The organism is Phenylobacterium conjunctum, assembly GCF_042679085.1.
GTDB classification, from domain to species: domain Bacteria; phylum Pseudomonadota; class Alphaproteobacteria; order Caulobacterales; family Caulobacteraceae; genus Phenylobacterium; species Phenylobacterium conjunctum.
Genome location: NZ_JBHTLQ010000012.1, coordinates 25099 through 45134, shown reverse-complemented (window position 1 = coordinate 45134; position 20036 = coordinate 25099). Strand labels below are relative to the sequence as shown.

At 68.7% G+C, this 20036-nt stretch carries 21 protein-coding genes; 13 read left to right on the top strand and 8 right to left on the bottom strand.

What is annotated here, in order from left to right:
- Positions 1 to 136: 136 nt before the first annotated feature.
- The gene (locus ACFQ27_RS07340) at positions 137 to 487 is read left to right on the top strand and encodes an ArsC family reductase (RefSeq protein WP_377353137.1); all 351 of its coding nucleotides are present in this window, start codon (positions 137 to 139) and stop codon (positions 485 to 487) included.
- Here ACFQ27_RS07340 and ACFQ27_RS07335 read toward each other — a convergent pair whose 3' ends face one another.
- Entirely contained in the window at positions 488 to 1438 is a 951-nt protein-coding gene (locus ACFQ27_RS07335) for a sigma-54-dependent Fis family transcriptional regulator (protein WP_374347549.1), read from the bottom strand.
- 346 nt (positions 1439 to 1784) lie between these two features.
- Here ACFQ27_RS07335 and adh point away from each other — a divergent pair, with 346 nt between their 5' ends.
- From adh to panB, 8 genes are all read left to right on the top strand, one after another.
- A complete protein-coding gene (adh, locus tag ACFQ27_RS07330) occupies positions 1785 to 3302 on the top strand; it encodes an aldehyde dehydrogenase (RefSeq protein WP_377353135.1) in 1518 nt (505 codons plus the stop codon).
- 135 nt (positions 3303 to 3437) lie between these two features.
- Positions 3438 to 3893: a hypothetical protein gene (locus ACFQ27_RS07325; RefSeq protein ID WP_374347552.1), complete on the top strand. Its 456-nt coding sequence runs from the start codon at positions 3438 to 3440 to the stop codon at positions 3891 to 3893.
- Positions 3893 to 4453, top strand: coding sequence for an RNA polymerase sigma factor (locus tag ACFQ27_RS07320; protein ID WP_377353134.1), 561 nt, complete (start codon positions 3893 to 3895; stop codon positions 4451 to 4453). Before ACFQ27_RS07325 ends, ACFQ27_RS07320 begins: the two co-directional genes overlap by 1 nt.
- Entirely contained in the window at positions 4440 to 4739 is a 300-nt protein-coding gene (locus ACFQ27_RS07315) for a hypothetical protein (RefSeq protein ID WP_374347556.1), read from the top strand. Before ACFQ27_RS07320 ends, ACFQ27_RS07315 begins: the two co-directional genes overlap by 14 nt.
- A 113-nt stretch (positions 4740 to 4852) precedes the next feature.
- Positions 4853 to 5230, top strand: a complete 378-nt coding sequence (locus ACFQ27_RS07310; protein ID WP_374347557.1) for a DUF6249 domain-containing protein — start codon at positions 4853 to 4855, stop codon at positions 5228 to 5230.
- A gap of 25 nt (positions 5231 to 5255) precedes the next feature.
- Complete coding sequence (locus tag ACFQ27_RS07305; protein WP_377353133.1) at positions 5256 to 5834, top strand: RNA polymerase sigma factor; 579 nt, start codon at positions 5256 to 5258, stop codon at positions 5832 to 5834.
- Complete coding sequence (locus ACFQ27_RS07300) at positions 5827 to 6207, top strand: hypothetical protein (RefSeq protein ID WP_374347562.1); 381 nt, start codon at positions 5827 to 5829, stop codon at positions 6205 to 6207. The genes ACFQ27_RS07305 and ACFQ27_RS07300 overlap by 8 nt, the downstream gene beginning before the upstream one ends.
- A 2-nt stretch (positions 6208 to 6209) precedes the next feature.
- Complete coding sequence (gene panB, locus ACFQ27_RS07295) at positions 6210 to 7043, top strand: 3-methyl-2-oxobutanoate hydroxymethyltransferase (protein ID WP_377353132.1); 834 nt, start codon at positions 6210 to 6212, stop codon at positions 7041 to 7043.
- Positions 7044 to 7053: 10 nt separating this feature from the next.
- Here the strand turns inward: panB and ACFQ27_RS07290 are convergent, their stop codons facing one another.
- Positions 7054 to 8937, bottom strand: coding sequence for an alkyl/aryl-sulfatase (locus tag ACFQ27_RS07290; protein WP_377353131.1), 1884 nt, complete (start codon positions 8935 to 8937; stop codon positions 7054 to 7056).
- 195 nt (positions 8938 to 9132) lie between these two features.
- Here ACFQ27_RS07290 and ACFQ27_RS07285 point away from each other — a divergent pair, with 195 nt between their 5' ends.
- From ACFQ27_RS07285 to der, 3 genes are read left to right on the top strand one after another with little or no spacing between them, the layout of a single operon-like run.
- A complete protein-coding gene (locus ACFQ27_RS07285; protein ID WP_374347568.1) occupies positions 9133 to 9906 on the top strand; it encodes a tetratricopeptide repeat protein in 774 nt (257 codons plus the stop codon).
- Positions 9903 to 11315: an outer membrane protein assembly factor BamB family protein gene (locus ACFQ27_RS07280; RefSeq protein ID WP_377353130.1), complete on the top strand. Its 1413-nt coding sequence runs from the start codon at positions 9903 to 9905 to the stop codon at positions 11313 to 11315. Before ACFQ27_RS07285 ends, ACFQ27_RS07280 begins: the two co-directional genes overlap by 4 nt.
- A 14-nt stretch (positions 11316 to 11329) precedes the next feature.
- Positions 11330 to 12937 carry a ribosome biogenesis GTPase Der gene (gene der / locus ACFQ27_RS07275; RefSeq protein ID WP_377353128.1) on the top strand — a complete coding sequence of 536 codons (1608 nt, stop codon included), beginning with the start codon at positions 11330 to 11332 and terminating at the stop codon, positions 12935 to 12937.
- Here der and ACFQ27_RS07270 read toward each other — a convergent pair.
- The 5 genes from ACFQ27_RS07270 to radA are packed head-to-tail and all read right to left on the bottom strand — an operon-like array spanning position 12912 to position 18115.
- Positions 12912 to 13634: an SDR family NAD(P)-dependent oxidoreductase gene (locus ACFQ27_RS07270; protein ID WP_377353127.1), complete on the bottom strand. Its 723-nt coding sequence runs from the start codon at positions 13632 to 13634 to the stop codon at positions 12912 to 12914. The two genes, der and ACFQ27_RS07270, sit on opposite strands and share 26 nt — an antisense overlap.
- 9 nt (positions 13635 to 13643) lie before the next feature.
- Entirely contained in the window at positions 13644 to 14642 is a 999-nt protein-coding gene (locus ACFQ27_RS07265; RefSeq protein ID WP_377353126.1) for a bile acid:sodium symporter family protein, read from the bottom strand.
- Positions 14639 to 16123: an amidophosphoribosyltransferase gene (gene purF, locus ACFQ27_RS07260; RefSeq protein ID WP_374347578.1), complete on the bottom strand. Its 1485-nt coding sequence runs from the start codon at positions 16121 to 16123 to the stop codon at positions 14639 to 14641. The genes ACFQ27_RS07265 and purF overlap by 4 nt, the downstream gene beginning before the upstream one ends.
- A complete protein-coding gene (locus ACFQ27_RS07255) occupies positions 16120 to 16734 on the bottom strand; it encodes a CvpA family protein (protein WP_374347580.1) in 615 nt (204 codons plus the stop codon). Before ACFQ27_RS07255 ends, purF begins: the two co-directional genes overlap by 4 nt.
- Before the next feature lie 16 nt (positions 16735 to 16750).
- Positions 16751 to 18115 carry a DNA repair protein RadA gene (gene radA, locus ACFQ27_RS07250; protein WP_374347582.1) on the bottom strand — a complete coding sequence of 455 codons (1365 nt, stop codon included), beginning with the start codon at positions 18113 to 18115 and terminating at the stop codon, positions 16751 to 16753.
- A gap of 158 nt (positions 18116 to 18273) precedes the next feature.
- Here radA and ACFQ27_RS07245 point away from each other — a divergent pair, with 158 nt between their 5' ends.
- Complete coding sequence (locus tag ACFQ27_RS07245; protein ID WP_377353124.1) at positions 18274 to 18903, top strand: hypothetical protein; 630 nt, start codon at positions 18274 to 18276, stop codon at positions 18901 to 18903.
- Here the strand turns inward: ACFQ27_RS07245 and alr are convergent.
- Positions 18900 to 19994, bottom strand: a complete 1095-nt coding sequence (alr, locus tag ACFQ27_RS07240; protein ID WP_377353123.1) for an alanine racemase — start codon at positions 19992 to 19994, stop codon at positions 18900 to 18902. The two genes, ACFQ27_RS07245 and alr, sit on opposite strands and share 4 nt — an antisense overlap.
- Positions 19995 to 20036 lie beyond the last annotated feature (42 nt).

Genomic DNA, 20036 nt, shown 5'->3' with positions numbered 1-20036 from the left:
TCTTCGGACTAGGCGGCGCGAGATGCGCCGGATGTTCGGGAGCTTTGAAATGGGCGTCTGATCAAGACTTGTCCATGCCTGAAGCACGGTGAGGCGGCGAATCCTGGCAAGGAGATCGCCTCGAATGGAGGGCGACATGGGCCAGGCGACGATCTACGGGATCAAGGCGTGCGACACGATGAAGAAGGCGCGCACCTGGCTGGATGACCACGGCGTCGCCGTCCGCTTCCACGACTACAAGGTCGAGGGGATCGATCAGCCGACCCTGGAGGTCTGGGCCGGCAAGGTCGGCTGGAAGGTGTTGCTGAACACCGCCAGCACGACCTTCCGCAAGCTGCCGGACGCTGACAAGGCCGACCTCGATGAGGCCAAGGCGATCCGGCTGATGCTGGCCCAGCCCTCGATGATCAAGCGCCCGGTGCTCGATCTCGGCGACCGGCTGCTGGTGGGCTTCAAGCCCCAGGACTACGCCGCCGCCCTGGGCTGATCAGTTCGCCTGGTCCGGCCCGAACACCCGGCGATAAAGGGTGCTGCGGTGGACGCCCAGCTGGCGCGCAGCGGCGCTGACATTGCCGCCGCAGGCCTCCAGGGCGGCCCGCATCATGGCCAACTCCGCATCTTCCAGCGTCCGGGCCGCCGGCGCGGCGGCGGGGGCGGAGGGCGCAGACGCCGGGGGGCGCATCACGCCGTGGAACCGGCCGCCATCGTGGGCGCGCCACTCCTTCAGATCCCCACCCAGGTCCGGCGCGGTCTCGAACAGGTCGGCGAAGGTGGTGACGTCGAGGGCGCTCCAGTCCTGGCGCAGCATGGACAGGCCCCGGCGGTTGGCGCCGATCAGTCGATGGTCTTCGTCAAACACCAGTACGCCTTCGCGCGCGGCGCCGACCAGGGCGGCTTCAGTGTGGAAGCGGAGAACGCTGGCCCCCTCGATGCCGCCGGCAAAGAAGCGGTGCTCGATCTGCTCCACCGCCAGACGGACCAGCCCGAGCGCGTGGAGCCGCTGCATGTCCGCATGGGCCGACAGGTCCAGAACGCCCACGACCGCGCCCCGGGGGTCGAGGATCGGCGCGGCGGCGCAGCTCAGGATGCCGTGAGCGTCGTAGTAGTGTTCCCCGCCGTGTACGGCGACGGCCCGGCGTTCGGCCAGGGCGGCGCCGATGGCGTTGGCGCCCATGGCGGTCTCGTTCCAGGCGATCCCGGGCCGCAGGGCGACCTCGGCGGCGCGGCCGGCGAAGCTGGAATCCCCGAAGGCGTCGAGCACCACGCCCTCAGCATTGGTCAGGATGGCGATGCCGCCGGTCTCGCGCGCCTCTGCGTTCAGGGCGTCCAGTTCCGGGCGGCACAGGCGGCGCAGGCGCTCATGCCGTTCGCACAGCTCGCGGATGTTGGCGGCTTCCGGCGGCTCGACCTCGGGCGGCCGGGCATGATCCAGGCCCATGTCCGCGCATCGAAGCCAGGCGCGCAGAATCGGTTGCCCAACCCTGTCGTGTGGAATCTGGCCGCGCGCGAAGAACTCTGCACGCGCAGACTGTGCTGACGGCTGGATCGCCTCGACCATCGCGTCACCTTCCCTGTGTCGCAATTTGCGACACTCAATAACTACCTGTCGTAGTTTGCGTCGACGCTAGCCGAAAACTGACAAGATCGCTCGCGAATTCTCACGCATCGCCCTGTGACGCAGGGTTCCAGGCGTTGACCACATGCCAGCGTGCGCCGCCTCCTTTGTGAAAGCGAGAAGACCGGGCGCAGGGCCCGTCCCGCAACAGGTCCACGGAGGAACTCCCATGAACAAGCCCGAGCGCATCATCAGCCAGGACGCCCCGTTCCGCGCCCGGTACGGCAACTATATCGGCGGCGGTTGGGTGGAGCCCGCCGCCGGCCGCTATTTCGACAACCATTCCCCGGTGAACGGCGCCAAGCTCTGTGAAGTGGCGCGCTCAGACGCAACGGACGTGGAGATGGCGCTGGACGCCGCCCATGCGGCCTTTCCGGCCTGGGCCCGCACCAGCGTCGCCGACCGTGCGGCGGTCCTCAACGCCATCGCCGACCGGATGGAGGCGGACCTCGACCTGCTGGCGCGCGCCGAGACCTGGGACAACGGCAAGCCGATCCGCGAGACCACCGCCGCCGACGTGCCGCTCGCCATCGATCATTTCCGCTATTTCGCCGCCTGCGTCCGCACCCAGGAAGGCTCGATCGGCGAGATCGACCACGACACCATCGCCTATCACTTCCACGAACCCCTGGGCGTCGTCGGCCAGATCATTCCCTGGAACTTCCCGCTGCTGATGGCCGCCTGGAAGCTCGCGCCCGCGCTGGCCGCCGGCAACTGCGTGGTGCTGAAGCCGGCCGAGCAGACCCCGGCCTCGATCCTGGCCTGGGCTGACCTGGTCGCCGACCTGCTGCCCCCGGGCGTCCTCAATATCGTCAACGGGTTCGGACTTGAGGCCGGCAAGCCGCTGGCCTCGTCGCCGCGCATCGCCAAGATCGCCTTCACCGGCGAGACCTCCACCGGCCGGCTGATCATGGAGTACGCCAGCCAGAATCTGATCCCGGTGACCCTGGAGCTGGGCGGCAAGTCGCCGAACATCTTCTTCGAGGATGTGGCCGCCGAAGATGACGACTTCTTCGACAAGGCCATCGAAGGCTTCGTGATGTTCGCCTTCAACCAAGGCGAGGTCTGCACCTGCCCGAGCCGCGCCCTGATCCACGAGAGCATCTACGACAGGTTCATGGAGCGTGCGCTCGCCCGGGTCGCCGCGATCAAGCAGGGCGACCCCCTCGATCCGACGACCATGGTCGGGGCCCAGGCCTCGGGCGAACAGCTGGAGAAGATCCTGAAGTACATGGACATCGGCCGGGAGGAGGGCGCCGAGCTCCTGGCCGGCGGTGGCCGGGCCGAGCTCGGCGGCGCGCTGGCCGGTGGCTTCTATGTCCAGCCGACCGTGTTCCGCGGCCACAACAAGATGCGCATCTTCCAGGAGGAGATCTTCGGCCCGGTCGTGTCGGTGACCACCTTCAAGGACGAGGCCGAAGCGCTGGCCATCGCCAATGACAGCCTCTACGGCCTGGGCGCGGGGGTGTGGAGCCGCGACGCCAACCGCTGCTATCGCTTCGGGCGCGGCATCCAGGCCGGACGGGTCTGGACCAACTGCTACCACGCCTATCCGGCCCATGCGGCCTTCGGCGGCTACAAGCAGTCGGGGATCGGTCGCGAGACCCACAAGATGATGCTCGACCACTACCAGCAGACCAAGAACATGCTGGTCAGCTACAGCCCCAAGAAGCTCGGCTTCTTCTGAGGGCTCAAGCGGGCGGCCCGTCTCCCCGGGCCGCCCGCGAACTCTTTTGCGTACGCCCGCATCCAGGCGCAGGCTCGGCGGCGACTAGGGGGTGAAAGCAGGGAATGATCCCTGCCGGATCTCCTGGAGACCGCCATGGAAGACTTCTGGTTCAGGTACTGGTGGCTGATCTTTCCGATCGGCTTTTTTGTGTTCGGGGCCTGGGACCGCTGGCTGAGCTATCAGCGCAGCCGTGACACCATCGACCTGATCAAGACCTACACCGCCCAAGGCAAGGAGCCGCCGCCGGAGTTGCTGCGCCGCGCCCAGGGCGACTATCCGCCCCCGCCGCCGGAGGACTTCTACGGCGACCGCTACGCCCGCCGCGCCTGGCGTCGCTATTACCGCTGGGGGCCGGAGCGCAATTGGCGCGTGGCGGTGTCGGTGGGCACGGTGGCCGCCGGCTTCTGGATCGGCGTCCAGATGGGCTACCTGCCTGACGCCTCGGGCGCCTTTCGCTTTGTCGCCGTGATCCTGACCTGTGTCGCCGCCGGCAACCTGGCCTTGGCCCTGATGGGGTCGATGTTCCGCCGCGGGCCGGACCGCGACTGATGGAGCCCCAGGGCCTCGACGCAGACCTGGTCGGGGCCGCCGCCCAAGGCTCCAGCCAGGCGTTCGCGCGGCTGGTGGAGCGGCACCAGCAGGCCCTTCGCGCCTTTCTGCGACGGGCCTGCCGGGACTGGGCCCTGGCCGACGACCTGGCCCAGGAGACGTTTCTGGTCGCCTGGAGCCGGATCGGAAAGCTGGAGCCGGGCGCCAATGTCCGGGCCTGGCTCTGCGGGATTGGCTACAACAAGGCCCTGACCGCCCTGCGCTCAGACCGCCGCGCCCGCCAGCGCGAGGCCGCCTATGCAGAGGGGCGTCCGGCGGCCCAGTCGCCGCAGGAGGAGGACCGGCTGGCCCTCGACCGGGCGATGTCGGATCTGCCTCTGGAGCAGAGGGCGTGCGTGGCCCTTTGCCTGGCGGCGGATTTCAGCCACGCCGAAGCCGCCCAGGCCTTGAATTTGCCGTTGGGGACGGTGAAATCCCATGTGACGCGAGGCCGGGCGAAGTTGCTGGCCGCGCTTGGGGCCGAACAGAACCAGGAGGACCGCGCCGATGCCGACCGCTGACGAACGTCTCCAGGACCTGTTCGCCGCTGACGCCCCGCCGCCCCGCGATCCGGCCTTCACCGCACAGGTGTTCGAGCGCCTGGCGCGTCGGGCCCTGTTGCTGGACCTGGCCTGGCTGGCGGGCGCCTGCCTGATCGGGGCCGTCGCGCTGTGGCGGGTGTGGCCGCATCTTTCCAGCGTGCTGGAAAGCCTGGCCCTGGGCCTTGCGCCGGCCGCGATCGTGGGAAGCCTGGCCCTGTTGCTGGCTGTCGCCGCTTCGGGGCGGTTTGGGTGGTCGCGCCTCTAAGCGCGAACATGACGAAGAATTCACGCGTTCCGTTGCATCCATAGACGCTGCGGCGCGCCTCTTTCCTGGCATAGACGGGCGACAAGGCCCGCCATCGAGAGAAGGAGACCCGGATGGAAATCCTCGTGCCTATCGCGTTCTTCGCGATGATCGCCGCAATCATCATCGTGCCCAACTACCTGCGCAGCCAGGAACGGCAGAAGCTGCAGGACACGCTGCGCGCCGCCATCGAGAAGGGCCAGCCCCTGCCGCCGGAGGTGATCACGGCCATGACCGCCGATGTGAAGGTCAAGCCGAAGCCGTCGCCCCAGCGCGACCTGCGGGTCGGGATCATCTGGCTGGGCGTGGCGCTGGGCTTCGCCGCCCTGGGCTTTGCGACCAGCTTCGAGGAGCCGGACGCGTTCTACCCGATGCTGGGTGTTGCGGCCTTCCCAGGCTTCATCGGTCTGGCCTTCGTCGTGATGTCGTTCTTCGGGCGCGACCACAAGTAATCCTGCTCTAGGGGGAGCAAGCCCAATGACGGGCTCTCAACACAGGCTCGCGAGCCTCCACGACGTGGAGCTGGCCACCCTGGCGGCGACGGGAGATCGCGGCGCCTTCGGTGAGCTGGTCCGGCGTCATGGATCAGCGGTGCGCGGCCTGCTGCGTCGGATGGGCGCCGCGCCCAGCGAAGCCGACGACACCGCACAGGACGCCTTCCTGGCCGCCTTCGAGGGCATCGCCGAATACCGTGGCGAGGGCGCCTTCGCCGGCTGGGTGAAGCGGATCGCCGCGCGCCAGTACCTGCGCCGCCTGCAGCGGGAACGCCGTCTCGCCAGCCTGGCCCTCGAGGCCGAGGAGGCTGATGAGGTCCAGGCCGGACCGGACGCGGCCCAGCGCATCGATCTGGACGAAGCCCTCAAGGCCCTGGGGGCTGCAGAACGGCTGTGCGTCACTATGTGTTATGGCGCGGGTCTGTCCCACGCCGAGGCCGCAGAGGCCTTAAATCTGCCGCTTGGAACGGTGAAGTCCCATGTCAAACGTGGTCTGGACAGGCTCAGAACGCGATTGGCGCCGGCTGACGGCGCAGTTGAGGGGAGGCGGGGCAATGGCTGAACTCGACTTCGAGCGGAGCCTTGAGCGGCAGTTCGCCGACCCGCCCTATTTCCCGGACTCCGAAGCCTTCGCCCAGCGGGTGGAGAGCAAGCTCAACCGCGGCTGGATCATGCGCCGCTGGATGATCGGCTGCGCCGGCGTCGTGGGGGGGCTGGTGGGTGTGAGCCAGCTGGTGATGTCCAGCGTCCTGGATCGGGTTGAAACCGTGTCCCACGGCTCAACCAAGGCGATTGAAGCCGGAATCGCCCAGGTCCGGCCGAGTTTCGACCTGTTGTCGCTTGTGCAGTCCGATTGGGCTGTGGTTTGGGTCGCCTCCGCCCTGGCGGTTGTCGCCATGGGCTTTGTGCTCACTCGGGTCATCGAGGAGATTTAGTCATGTCCAGCCATCGCCAGGAAACGGTTCGGCGTCTCGCCGCGCCGGACATCGCCGTGCGCAAGGGCGGCGTGCCCATCGTCTGCCTGACCGCCTATACGGCGCCGATGGCCGAACTGCTGGATGACCACTGCGACCTGCTGTTGGTGGGCGACAGCCTGGGCATGGTGGTCCATGGCCTGCCCAATACCGTGGGCGTGACCCTGGAAATGATGATCCTGCACGGTCAGGCGGTCATGCGCACCTCGCGCAAGGCCATGGTCGTGGTCGACATGCCCTTCGGCTCCTACGAAGGCGCGCCGGAGGTGGCCTACGCCAATGCGGCCCGGCTGATGAAGGAGACCGGCGCCCAGGCGGTGAAGGTCGAAAGCGGGGAGACCGTCGTCGAGACGGTCGAATACCTGGTCAAGCGCGGGATCCCGGTGATGGGCCATGTGGGCCTGCGCCCCCAGGCGGTGCTGGTCGATGGCGGCTTCAAGGCCAAGGGCCGCGAAGTCGAGGAGCGCGCTCGGATCCTGTCGGAAGCCAAGGCCACCGCGGCCGCCGGCGCCTTCGCCCTGGTTGTGGAGGGCGTGGCCGAGGGCCTGGCGCGCGAGATCACCCAGGCGGTGGACGTGCCGACCATCGGCATCGGCGCCTCGGCCGGCTGTGACGGCCAGATCCTGGTGACCGACGACATGCTGGGCCTGTTCGACTGGACGCCGAAGTTCGTGCGCCGCTACGGTGACCTGCGCGGCGAGATCAGCAAGGCCGTGGCGGCCTACGCCGCCGACGTCCGGGACCGCAAGTTCCCGGGGCCGGCGGAGATCTATTTCGCCAAGGCCGCCAACACCTGAGGCGTTCGCCTCAGGGCAGGACGATCTCGAACCAGAAGTCGAAGCGGTCGAGCTGCTCCAGCAGCTCGCTAAGCGGCGCGGCGTCGCCTTCGATCAGGCCGTCGGTCGCCGCAGCCTCCAGGGTCCGGTCGCCCACCACCAGGTCCACCAGGGTGTTGCGGGACAGCCGGATCGCCGTCTCGCTGGGCTTGGCCGGGCGATGGTGCAGGACGCCATTGCGGACCTTCAGGCTGAAGGTCTCGTCCGCGTCCGTGAAGGTCAGCAGCATGGCCGGCTGAGCCCGGCCGACGGTGTCGCCGTTCAACCGCACGCTTAGCGAATCCAACAGTTGGTCGGCGGGCAGGGTGCGCAGCTGCCCGGTCGCGCCTTGGCGAGGCGTCGTCGCCTTGGGTCGCACCAGCCGCAGTTCCTGGGCGCCGGTCAGGTAGAAGTCGCGCCAGGGTCCGGATTCAGCCTGGTAGCCCAGCTGCTCCAGGGCGTCTGCCTGGAGATTGCGGGCCTCCATATTGTCCGGATCGGCGAACACCAGGTGATTCACCAGCTCCGCCACCCAGCGATAGTCGCCGGCGTCGAAGGCTGCACGGCCTTTGGCGAGGACGGCGTCCGCTCCGCCGATGGCGTCCACATAACGCCTGGCCGCCGCCTCCGGCGGGTGCTTGTGCAGATTGGCCGGGTTGCCGTCGAACCAGCCCAGATAGCGCTGATAGACCGCCTTGGTGTTGTGGCTGATGGTCCCGTAGTAGCTGCGGGTGTGCCACTCGTCGGCCAGGCTGGGCGGCAGCTTGACCTGCTCGGCGATCTCCAGCGGCGTCAGGCCGTGATTGGCCAGCCGCAGGGTCTGGTCGTGGATGAACTTGTAGAGGTCGCTCTGCTTCTCCAGGAAGGCGACCTGGTCGGCCTTGCCCCAGCGCGGCCAGTGGTGGCTGGCGAACAGCACCTCGGACTGGTCGGCGAACAGGTCTATGGCCTCGTCGATATAGAAGCTCCAGGCCTTGGCGTCCCGCACCTGCGCCCCGCGCGGCGTATAGAGGTTGTGCAGCTGGCAGGTGCAGTTCTCGGCCATGCACAGGGCGCGGTGGCGGGGAAAGAAGAAGTTCATCTCCGCCGGGGCCTCGGTCCCTGGCGTCACCTGGAAGACGATCTCGACCCCATCCAGGGTGAGGCGCGTCCCGGTCTTGGAGATGCTCTCGGTCGGCGCGATCAGGTTCACCTGGCCGCTGGACACCGCCTTGCCCAGGCCTGAATCGACGTGGCCGCGCGGGCCGCGGTGCAGGAGGGCGCCGTACATGTAGGTGGCCCGGCGGCCCATGGCGTTGCCGGCCAGGACGTTTTCGCTGACCGCCTCGGCCAGGAACCCCTCCGGGGCGATGATCCTGGCGCCGGCGGCGATGTCGGCGTCAGTCAGCACGCCCTTGACCCCGCCATAGTGGTCCACGTGGCTGTGGGTGTAGATCACCGCGCTCACCGGCTTGTCGCCCCGGTGCTTGCGCATCAGGGCCAGGGCGGCGGCGGCCGGCTCGGCCGAGGTCAGGGGGTCGACGACGATGAAGCCCTCATTTCCCTCCACGAAGGTGATGTTGGACAGGTCGAAGCCGCGCACCTGGTAGATGCCCTCGGTCACCTTGTAGAGCCCATGGTTCAGGTTCAGCTGCGCCAACCGCCACAGGCTGGGATTGACCGTGTCCGGGGCAGGGGCGCCGCCCCCCTGAAAATCGAAGGGCGACAGGTCCCAGGCGACCCCGCCGCGCGCCGTCTCGACGCGGGCGTCAGGCAGGGTGTCGATGAAGCCGCGGCGGGCCCGCTCGAAGTCCACGCCGTCTTCCGCCGGCAGGCTGGCCAGCAGGGCGGCCTGGGCGGCGAGGGTCGCCGATGTCGCATCCTTGGGTTGGCTCATGGGCGCTCCTCCGAAACCGGCGGCTGTTCCGGCGCCGCTCTTCCGCCATTCTTGATGGCTACCCCTTCGACTCGTGGGGGCGCCAGCCGAAAACTGGATGTTCGCGGATGAAACCCCCACCGTTGCGGCGGGGCCTCCGCCGCTATAGGTTCCGCCGCTCTATTCCCTGGCGCGGTTCGTGCGGAGTTTCCCCAAGTGGTCGATGTCTTTGACGAGGTCGAGGAGCAGCTCCGTGCAGAGCGCTATCGCGAACTGGCCATCAAGGCTCTGCCCTGGGTGGCCGGAGTGCTTGGCGCGGCCCTGATCATCGCCCTCGGTGTCTGGGGCTGGCAGAGCTACACCACCAAGGCCACCAACAAGGCGTCCGAGACCTACGCCCAGGCCCTTGAGGCCTATCAGGCCGGTCGCAATGATGAGGCGGACCGCCTGTTCGGCGAGGTCGCCAAGTCGCCGTCCAAGGCCTACAAGTCGCTGGCCCTGCAGCAGCTGGGCGGCGCGAAGCTGGCCGCGAACAAGCCGCAGGAAGCCGTGAAGCTGTTCGACGAGGCGGCCGAAGCCGCGCCGAATCCCATCCTCGGCGACGCCGCGCGCCTGAAGGCGGTCTTCGTCCTGCTGGACACCGCGCCGCTCAAGGACATTCAGACGCGGCTCGATCCGCTCCTGAAGGAAGGTCGCCCCTACCGCGCCCAAGCGCGCGAAGCCCAGGCCTTCGCCAAGATGATGGCCGGGGATCTGGCTGGCGCCCGCGGTGACTTCGTGGTCATCTCGCTCATGCCTGACGCCTCAGAGGGCGCCCGCGCCCGGGCCAACGCCGCCAAGTCGCTGATCGACTCCGGGTCCGCCAAGGCCGTTCCCGCGGCCGTCAAGGCCGCCATCGCTCTTCCGCCGCCGACCCCGCTGGCTCCCGGCGCGGCCGTTCCCGGCCTTGTTCCTTCCGGTTCGCAACAGCAGGCCCCGACCGCTCAATGATGACGACCCTGCGCCGCAACGGCCTTCTCGCCCTCATGCTGACGGTGTCGGTCGCCGCAACCGGCTGCTCCACCGTCGGCCGGATCAATCCGTTCAACAAGGAAAAGGACGGCCCCAAGGAGACCGCCTCCGAAGGTCAGCGGGTCGCCGTGGTCGCCTTCGATGACAAGGTCGAGGCCGCTGAAGGCCTGAAGGGCGCCGACTTCTTCCTGCCCGATCCGAAGCCGATCTCCGAATGGGCCCTGCCGGGCGCAACGCCGGAGCAGTCGGTCGAGCATGTGGCGGCTGGCGGCGCCCTGGACGTCGCCTGGCGCAAGGGCTTCGGCCAGAAGTCCAATCGCGGCGCGCACGTCACCGCGCCGCCGGTGGCCGTGAACGGCAAGATCTATGTGATGGACGGCGAGGCCCGCGTCTCGGCTATGGACGCCCAGAGCGGCGCCACGGTCTGGAGCGTGGACCTGCGTCCCAGCAGCAAGCGCGACAAGGAAGCCTTTGGCGGCGGCCTGGCGATCGCTGACGGCAAGCTCTACGTCACCTCCGGCTACCGCTTCGTCGCTGAACTGAACGCCGACACCGGCGCCGTGGTCTGGAAGAAGCCCACGGAACAGCCGATCCATGGCGCGCCCACCGTCTCCGGCGGCCGGATGTTCGCCGTCGCCATCGACAACACCCTGATGACCTTTGACGCCGCCACCGGCGTTGAGGGCTGGAACTACCAGGCGCTGTCCGAATCCGCGCGGATCCTGGCCGCCTCCAGCCCGGCGGTGTCGGGCGACACCGTGGTCGCCGCCTTTGGCTCCGGCGAACTGGTGGCCCTGCGCACCGGCAACGGCAACGACCTGTGGAACGAGGCCCTGTCACGCGCCAGCCGCACCAACGCCCTGTCGGAAATTCGCGACATCCCGGGCCGGCCGGTGATCTTTCAGGGCGAGGTCTTCGCGGTCAGCCACTCCGGCGTCTTCGCCGCCACCGACCTGCGCACCGGCCAGGCCCGCTGGACCCTGCCCATCACCGGCATCACGACCCCCTGGGCGGCCGGCGACGTGGTCTATGTGGTGGGCAAGGACGGCAAGATCTATTGCGCCGCCCGCGAGACCGGCCAAGTCTACTGGATCCGCGACCTGAACATCGATCGTGTGAAGAAGGGCGGCGGCTCCTTCTTCAACCGCTTCGGCAAGAGCACGAACAAGAAGAGCAAGATCGTGCGGCCCGTGTGGTCCAGCCCGATCCTGGCCAATGGCCGCCTGGTGATCGGCTCGGACACCGGCGAGATCGTGGCCCTCAACGCCAAGACCGGCGTGGTCGAGAAGTCCGTCCAGGTGAAGTCGCCGCTGCTGATCGGCCCCATCGCCCTGAACGGAACCCTCTATTTTGCGACGGATGAGGCTCAACTCATCGCGCTGCGCTAGGACATAAGGACGCCATGCCGCTCAGGCTCGCCATCGTCGGGCGTCCGAACGTCGGAAAGTCGACCCTGTTCAACCGACTGGCGGGCAAGAAGCTCGCCATCGTCGATGACCGTCCGGGCGTGACCCGCGACCGCAGGTTCGGCACGGGACGTATCGGGGACATCGACCTCGAACTCATCGACACCGCCGGCTTCGAGGACGTCACCGACGACAGTCTGGAGGCGCGGATGCGCGCCCAGACCGAACTGGCCATCGACGAGTGCGACGTGGCCCTGTTCGTCATCGACTCCCGCGATGGCGTCACCGCCATGGACGAGGTGTTCGCCGAGATCCTGCGCAAGCGGGACAAGCCGGTGATCCTGGCCGCCAACAAGGCGGAGGGCAAAAAGGGCGACGACGGCGTCAATGAAGCCTTCGCCCTGGGCCTGGGCGAACCGATCGCCATCTCCGCCGAGCACGGCGAAGGCATGGCCGACCTCTATGCCGCCGTGTCCGCGCTCAATGACGAGGGCGATCTGGGCGGCGAGGCCGAGGGCGAGAAGCCGATCCGCATCGCCATCGTCGGGCGGCCGAACGCCGGCAAGTCGACCCTGGTCAACAAGCTGATCGGCGAGGACCGCCTGCTGACCGGCCCCGAGGCCGGCATCACCCGCGATGCGATTCCCGTCGACTGGGAGTGGGACGGCCGTCCGGTCCGGCTGGTCGACACGGCCGGCCTGCGCCGCAAGGCCCGGGTCCAGGAGAAGCTGGAAAAGCTCTCCACCGCCGACTCCATCCGCGCCATCACCTTCGCCGAGGTGGTGATCCTGGTGATGGACGCCACACACCCGTTCGAGATCCAGGACCTGCAGATCGCCGATCTGGTCGAGCGCGAAGGCCGTTGCCTGGTCTACTGCCTGACCAAGTGGGACCTGATCGACGATCCGACCATCAAGATGAGCGAGATCGTCGAAGAGGCCTATCGCCACCTGCCGCAGCTCAAGGGCGCGCCTGTGATCGCCCTGTCGGCGGAGACCGGCCGGGGCCTCGACCGGCTGATGCCGGCGGTGTTCAAGACCCACGCGGACTGGTCGACCAAGGTCAAGACCCGCGACCTGAACGACTGGCTGCAGCTGGCCATCCAGCGCCACCCGCCGCCGGCGGTGAACGGTCGCCGGGTGAAGCCGAAGTACATGGCCCAGACCAAGGCCCGGCCGCCGACCTTCGTCATGTTCGCCAGCCGCGCGGACCAGCTGCCGGACCACTATCGCCGTTACCTGATCAACTCGCTGCGCGAGAGCTTCGACATGCCCGGCGTGCCCATGCGGCTGACGGTGAAGTCGAACAAGAACCCCTTCGCCGAGGGGGAAGCCGCTGGCGGGAGCCAGTCCGGTCCGGAGCGCAAGACCCGCACCAAGGCCAAGACCGGTCTGGCCGCCAAGACGACGGCCGCGGCCGCCGCCAGGGCCAAGGCCGGGGCCGCGAAGACGCACGTCTCCAAGCCGCCGGCCAAGGCGGTGAAGCCGAAGGTTAAAGGGCAGGGGGCCAACCCCAAGGGCCGGGCTCAGAAGCTGGCCCGCCCCGGGGTGAAGCCCAAGAACGCCAGTCGGGCGCGGACTACGGCGCCGAAAAAAGGACGGTAGCCGCCGGGACCGCGAGCTCGGCCTGGGCCAGTTCGACGATCAGCGGACCGATCTCCGACGGGTCGGGCAGGGTCTCCGGATCTTCGCCCGGCATGGCCTCGGCGCGCATCTTGGTGCGCATGGCGCCCGGATCGACCAGGACGGCGCGCACCTTGGTGTTCTCGATCTCATCCGACCAGGTGCGGACCAGGTGCTCCATGCCCGCCTTGGTGGCCCCATACGCCCCCCAGAAGGCCTTGGGACGGGCGACCCGGCCCGTGGTCAGGAAGATGGCCCGGGCTTCCGGCGCGGCCTTCAGCAGCGGCTCGGTGGAGCGGATCAGCCGATAGACCGCCGTCAGGTTGGTGGCGACGATCTTGTCCCAGCTTCCGGTGTCGATATGCGCGACCGGGGTCAGCCCGCCAAGGATGGCGCCGGCGTGGACCAGCAGGTCCAGGTGGCCGTGCCGCTGATGGATCGCAAAGCCCAGCTGGTCCAGGCCTTGGCCATTGGCCAGATCCAGGGGAACCAGGGTCGCCGACTTGCCGGTCGCAGCCTTGATCTCGTCGTCGAGATCCTCAAGCCCGCCCTGGGTGCGGGCGGTGGCGATGACGTGAGCGCCGGCCTTGGCGAGGGCGAGCGCACAGGCCCGGCCGATGCCGCGGGACGCGCCGGTGACGAGGGCGATCTTGCCCTCCAGGGGAAGCTTGTCAGTCATGGGCTCGATCTAGACGGTCTCGGGCGCGTTGTCCGCCCGCTTTGCGTAATGCTGGGCGATGACGGCGCAGGCCATCAGCTGCAGCTGGTGGAAGATCATGATGGGCAGGAGAACCAGGCCCAGGCTCGCGCCGGGGAACAGCACCCCGGCCATCGGCACCCCTGACGCCAGGCTCTTCTTCGACCCGCAGAAGACGATGGTGATCTCGTCCTCGGTGTTGAAGCCCAGGGCCCGCGCCGCCATCAGGGTCGCCAAAAGCACCGCGCCCAGGAGGACCAGGCACAGAGCGCCCAGGCGCAGGAGGTCCAGAGCTCCGACCTGGTTCCATATGCCGCCGACCACAGCCTCCGAGAAAGCCGAATAGACCACCAGCAGGATCGAGCCCCGGTCCACATAGGACAGAAACTTGGCGCGCTGGCTGATCCAGCCGCCGATCACCGGGCGCAGCAGCTGGCCGGCGACGAACGGCGCCAGGAGCTGCAGCAGGATCGACTGCACCGAATGGAAGGACAGGCCCGAGCCCTGGGCGTGCATCAGCATCGCCGCCAGCAGCGGCGTGATGGCGATGCCCAACAGGTTCGAGGCCGTCGCCGAGGCCACGGTGGCGGCGACATTGCCCCGGGCGATGGCCGTAAAGCCGATGGAAGACTGGATGGTCGAGGGCAGGCAGCCCAGGAACATCAGGCCGGGCGCCAGGCTTACGGGCGTGATCCAGGCCGGCAGGGCCGACAGGCCCAGGGTCAGGAGCGGGAACAGGGCGAAGGTGCAGGCCAGCACCAGCAGGTGCAGCCGCCAATGGGTGACGCCCTTGATCACCGCCTCGCGCGACAGCTTGGCGCCGTGCAGGAAGAACACCGTGCCGATGGCGATCGAGGTGGCGACGTCGAACACCGGGACCGCCGCGCCGCGCGCCGGCAGCACGCTGGCCAGCAGCACCATCCCGACGATCAGGATGATGTACCAGTCGGGTTTCAGGCGGCCGAGCAGGCCCGCCGGCTTGGCCGTCACGCGTCGACCAGGAACGACAGCTGCCGATCGGCGGAGTCGTTGCGGCCCTCGGCGATCTCGCGGTCGAGCAGTCGGGTCGGATAGTCGCCGGTGAAGTAGTGGTCGGTGAACTGCGGCTCGGCCGGGTCCCGCGGCGCCGAGTTCATCGACCAGTAGAGGCCCTCGACGGACAGGTAACCCATCGAATCCACGTCGAGGATCTTGGCGATTTCCTCGACGGAGTGGTTGGCGGCCAGCAGCTTGTCGCGGTCCGGCATGTCGATGCCATAGAAGTCCGGCCACTTGATCGGCGGCGAGGCCGAGCGCAGGTGCACCTCGGCGGCGCCGGCCTCACGGACCATGCGCACCACGCGCACCGAGTTGGTGCCGCGCACGATGGAGTCGTCGATCAGCATCACCCGCTTGCCGGCCAGGACCGAGCGGTTCGGCGACAGCTTCATGCGCACGCCCAGTTCGCGAGCGCCCTGGGTCGGCTGGATGAAGGTGCGGCCCACATAGTGATTGCGGATAATGCCCATCTCGAAGGGCACGCCGGTCTCCTGGGCGTAGCCGAGGGCCGCCGGCACGCCGCTGTCGGGCACCGGCACCACCACGTCGACGTCCACGTGGCTTTCCTGGGCCAGGCGTCGGCCCATGCGCTTGCGCACCTCATAGACCGAGCGGCCGTTCACCACCGAATCGGGGCGGGCGAAATAGACGTACTCAAAGATGCAGGGCCGGGCGCGGGCGGCCGGGAAGGGCCGCAGGCTCTCGATGCCGTCCTGGTCGATGATGACCATCTCGCCGTGCTCGATGTCGCGCACGAACTTGGCGCCGATCATGTCCAGGGCGCAGGTCTCGGAGGCCAGGACCGCCTGACCGTCCAGGTCGCCCAGCACCAGCGGGCGAATGCCCAGCGGATCGCGCACCCCGATCAGCTTCTTGTTCGACATCGCCACCAGGGCGTAGCCGCCCTCGATGCGCGACAGGGCGTCGATGAACTTCTCGACCATGCGGATGCGGCGCGAGCGGGCGATCAGGTGCAGGATCACCTCGGAGTCCGAGGTCGACTGGAAGATCGCGCCCTCGGCCACCAGCTGCTGGCGCAGGGTCAGGAAGTTGGTGAGGTTGCCGTTGTGGGCGATGGCCAGGCCGCCGGACTCGAGGTCGGCGAACATCGGCTGGACGTTACGGATGAAGCTGCCGCCAGCGGTGGAGTAGCGGGTGTGGCCGATGGCGACGTGGCCGGGCAGGCGTTCAACGAGGTCGGAGCCGGCGAAGGCGTCGCCAACGTGGCCCATGTGGCGCTCGGTGTGGAACCCCTGGCCGTCAAAGCTGGCGATACCGCAGGCTTCCTGGCCGCGATGCTGAAGGGCGTGCAGGCCCAGCGCCGTGATGGCCGAGGCCTCGGGGACGCCGTAGACCCCGAACACGCCGCATTCGAGCCTGGGCGTGTCGTCGAGCGGATCCCGGTGGGGCCATCGATCCTGGACGGATTTCATCGGGATTTCTCCACCAGATCGTCAATTTCACCGCGGTCGCGGGCGTCATAGCCCTCGCCGCCTTCGGAGTCACGGGGGCTGTTCGCGGAACCGTCACGAACAGCGTCGGCAATGGCCGGGGTCAGCTTGCCCGCCATGTTCCAGCCCTTGGGCGCGAAGGTCTTCAGGACCGTCCCCGCCGCCGTGGTCATGGGGTAAAAGGTCGCATCGGTCAGCCACTTGGGCATCAGGCTGGCCGGCGTGGCGGCCGTGAACGCCAGGTTGAAGGCGCCCAGCAGCACGAAGGCGCGGACCAGGCCAAAGCCCAGGCCGACCGTGCGGTCCATCAGACCCAGGAGCTGGCTCTGCTGAAGCTGGCTGGCCAGGCTGCCGCCCGCCAGCCGCAGGCCGCCATAGATCAGGGCGAAGGTGGCGACCATGCCGGCCACCGTGCCCAGCCAGTCGGGATCCACGAGGTTGCGGCCGATGGGGCCGCTGATCCGCAGGCCATAGACCGCGACGATGGCGGCGATCAGGAACGACAGCACCGCCACCATTTCATGCGCGGCGCCCTTCCAGAAGCCGATGCCGGCCGATGCCAGGAGGATTGAGAGCACGATGATGTCGAACATGGTCCAGCCTACGCTCTCAATCCCAGTCGCTCTCGCCGATCCGACGGATAGCGTCGGCCAGCCGGGTCACCCCGATCACCTTCAGCGGTCCGCCGTCGGTTCCGGCCGGCGCGATGGCTCGCTTGAACCCCAGTTTCGCGGCTTCCTTGAGGCGGCTGTCCATCCGGCTCACCGGCCGGATATCGCCCGACAAGCTGACCTCGCCAAACACGGCGCAGTCCTGGGGCAGGGCGATGTCGAGGGCCGATGAGGCCAGCGCCGCCGCCGCCGCCAGGTCGGCCGCCGGCTCGTTGATCCGCAGGCCGCCGGCCACGTTCAGATAGACGTCGCGATTCCCGAGCCCCAGGCCGCAGCGGGATTCCAGCACCGCCAGCACCATGGCCAGGCGCCCGGAATCCCAACCGACGACGGCGCGCCTGGGCGTGCCATAGGCCGTGGGCGCCACCAGGGCCTGGAACTCCACCAGCACCGGGCGTGAGCCCTCGATGCCGGCGAACACCGCCGCGCCCGCCGCGCGCTCGCCGGAAGTGTCCAGGAACAGGGCAGAGGGGTTCTTGACCTCGCTCAGGCCCACATCGCCCATCTCAAAGACGCCGATCTCATCGGTGGCCCCGAAGCGGTTCTTGGCCCCGCGCAGGATGCGGAACGGGTAGCCGCGCTCCCCCTCGAAGGCGAGGACAGCGTCGACGATGTGCTCGATCACCCGCGGGCCGGCGATCGTGCCCTCCTTGGTCACGTGACCGACCAGGATCACCGCCACGCCCTGCTTCTTGGCCAGACGCACCAGCTCGCCGGCGGCGGCGCGAACCTGGGTGACCGAGCCGGGCCCGGCCTCGTGCGCGTCGCTCCACATGGTCTGGATGGAGTCGATGACCACCAGATCGAACTTGTCGCGCTTCAGGCCATCCAGGATCTCGCGCAGCGACGTCTCCGCCGCCAGCTTCACGGGCGCGTCCGCCAGGCCCATGCGCTGGGCGCGGCCGCGGACCTGTTCCACGGCCTCCTCGCCGGAGATGTAGGCGCACTTCACGCCACGCCGCGCCGCCCAGGCCACCACCTGCAGCAACAGAGTCGACTTGCCCACGCCCGGATCGCCGCCCAGCAGGATGGCCGAGCCAGGCACGACGCCGCCGCCGCACACGCGGTCGAACTCGTCCACCCCGGTGATGATGCGGGGCGGGGCGGGGGTCTCTTCCTCAAGGGTGCGGAAATCCAGACCCCGCGCCCGGCTGGCCCGACTGGGGGCCAGGGCGCCGGGGGGGCGCGACTGCACCTCCTCAACCAGGGAGTTCCAGGCGCTGCAGGCCGGGCATTGGCCCGCCCATTTGGTCTGGGTGGCGCCGCAGGACTGGCAGACATAAACGGCGCCGTCGCGGGCCATGCGGACTCCTGATTCGGTGAAGCCCAGAGCTTACCCTTCTTCGGGCGCCTGTTTGCCTCATCCGCGCGTTTGACTAGGCTCGCGCAAGTGGGGTGAGGAGGCCGGCCGTTCAAGCCGGATCTGCGATGGAAGACCAGGGTGCGACAACACGGGCGCCATTGGGCGGCCGGATTTACTGGGCGGGACTGGCGGGACTTGTTGTCCTGATCCTGGTGGTCGGGACCCTTGTCGCCGGCCGGCACGCCGCCAAGCCCCCCGCAGACCTGCGCGGCCGTGAAGGCGTCGATATCGAGAAGCTTCAGGCCGCGACGAAGAGCCTGGACGCGGCGGCCAAGTCCATGAAGGGCAAGACGGTGCTGTCCGCCGACGCCCTGGAGGCCTATCTGCCGGCCACCGTGGATGGCCTGGCCCGTGTCAGCCTGAGCCGCGAGGAGCCGGAAGGCGACGACCTGTCCGGTCCCACCGTACGGGCCGACTATGAGGGTTCGGGTCAGAGCGTCAGCCTGTCCGTCACCGACCTGGGGGCGGCCGGGGCCCTGGCGGCCCTGGCGGGCGCCTTCAACGTCGAATCAGGCGGCGAGCGCGATGGCCGGATCGAAAAGGTGGCCAAGGTTGACGGGCGCATGACCGCCGAAAGCTGGGATCCCGCCGCCCGCCGCGGCGAGTACTCGGTCATGGTGGCCGACCGGTTCATGGTCCACGCCAAGGCGGAAGGGTTGAGCATGGAGGGCGTGCGCAAGGCCGCCGCCTTGGTCGACTATGATAAGCTGCAGGCCGCGGCCCGCTAGCTTTCGCCGAGATAGACCCGCTCAGCGCGTTCGCTGATCCGCACTAGGCACTCGTGCGCCACGGTTCCAGAGGCGGCGGCGAGGTCGTCGATGGGCGCGTTCGGGCCCATCAATTGCACCATCTGGCCCGGCCTGGCCGGCGCATCGCCGATGTCGAGGACGATCAGGTCCATGTTGATGATCAGGATGGGCCGCGCGGCGCCGGCGAACCAGCCCTTGCCCCCGGCCTTGCCGGCTCGGATCAGGCCATCGGCGTAGCCCGCAGCGACCACGGCGACGCGGGTCGGTGTCTCGATCCGCAGACTGTCGCCATAACCGAGGGTCTCGCCCGGCGCGATGACCCGCACATCCAGGATCGGGGCCTCGAAGGTGGCGACCTGTTTCAGGGCCGGATGCGTCACCTCGAAGGGGCCGCCGCCATAGAGACTAACGCCGGGGCGCACCAGATCGAACCGGTAGGGCGCGCCCAGGAAGATGCCGGCTGAGGCCGCAAGGCTGGCCTGAGCCTCAGGGAACAGCGCCCGCAGGCGTTCAAAGGCCGCCAACTGCTTGGCGCTGCGCGGGCTCGTCGGGTCGGTCGCGGTCCCCAGGTGGCTCATCACCAGCTCGACATCCAGGCCGCGCAGACGGTCGGGGGATTGGGCCAAGGCGCGGGCGTCAGCGGCGGTCATCCCCTGGCGGTTCATGCCGGTGTCGAGATGCAGCCCCACCTTCAGCGCCCGAGCCGCCTGGGCGGCGTAGAGGCTGGCGGCCTCAACCTGGGGCAGGCTGGTCAGGACAGGGGTCAGGTCGGCGCCGGCCAGGGCGTCCGCTGATCCCGGCGGCAGGCCGTCAAGCACCAGGATACGGGCGGGGCGCTCCGGCCCCAGCTCCATCCGCAGCAGCACCCCCTCACTGACCCGGGCCACAAAAAAGCTACGGGCGCCCTCGGCCCACAGCCGACGCGCCACCGGGCCGGCCCCCAGGCCATAGGCGTCGCCCTTCAGCACCGGCGCGGCCTCGACGCCGCCGGCCTCAGCCGTAAGGACGCGATAGTTGTGCGCCAGCGCCTCGAGATCGATGGTCAGGCGCGCGGAGGAGGGGAGAGCCATGCCGGCGTGTTAGCGCAGCCGAGCTTGCGACGTAAGAGCCAG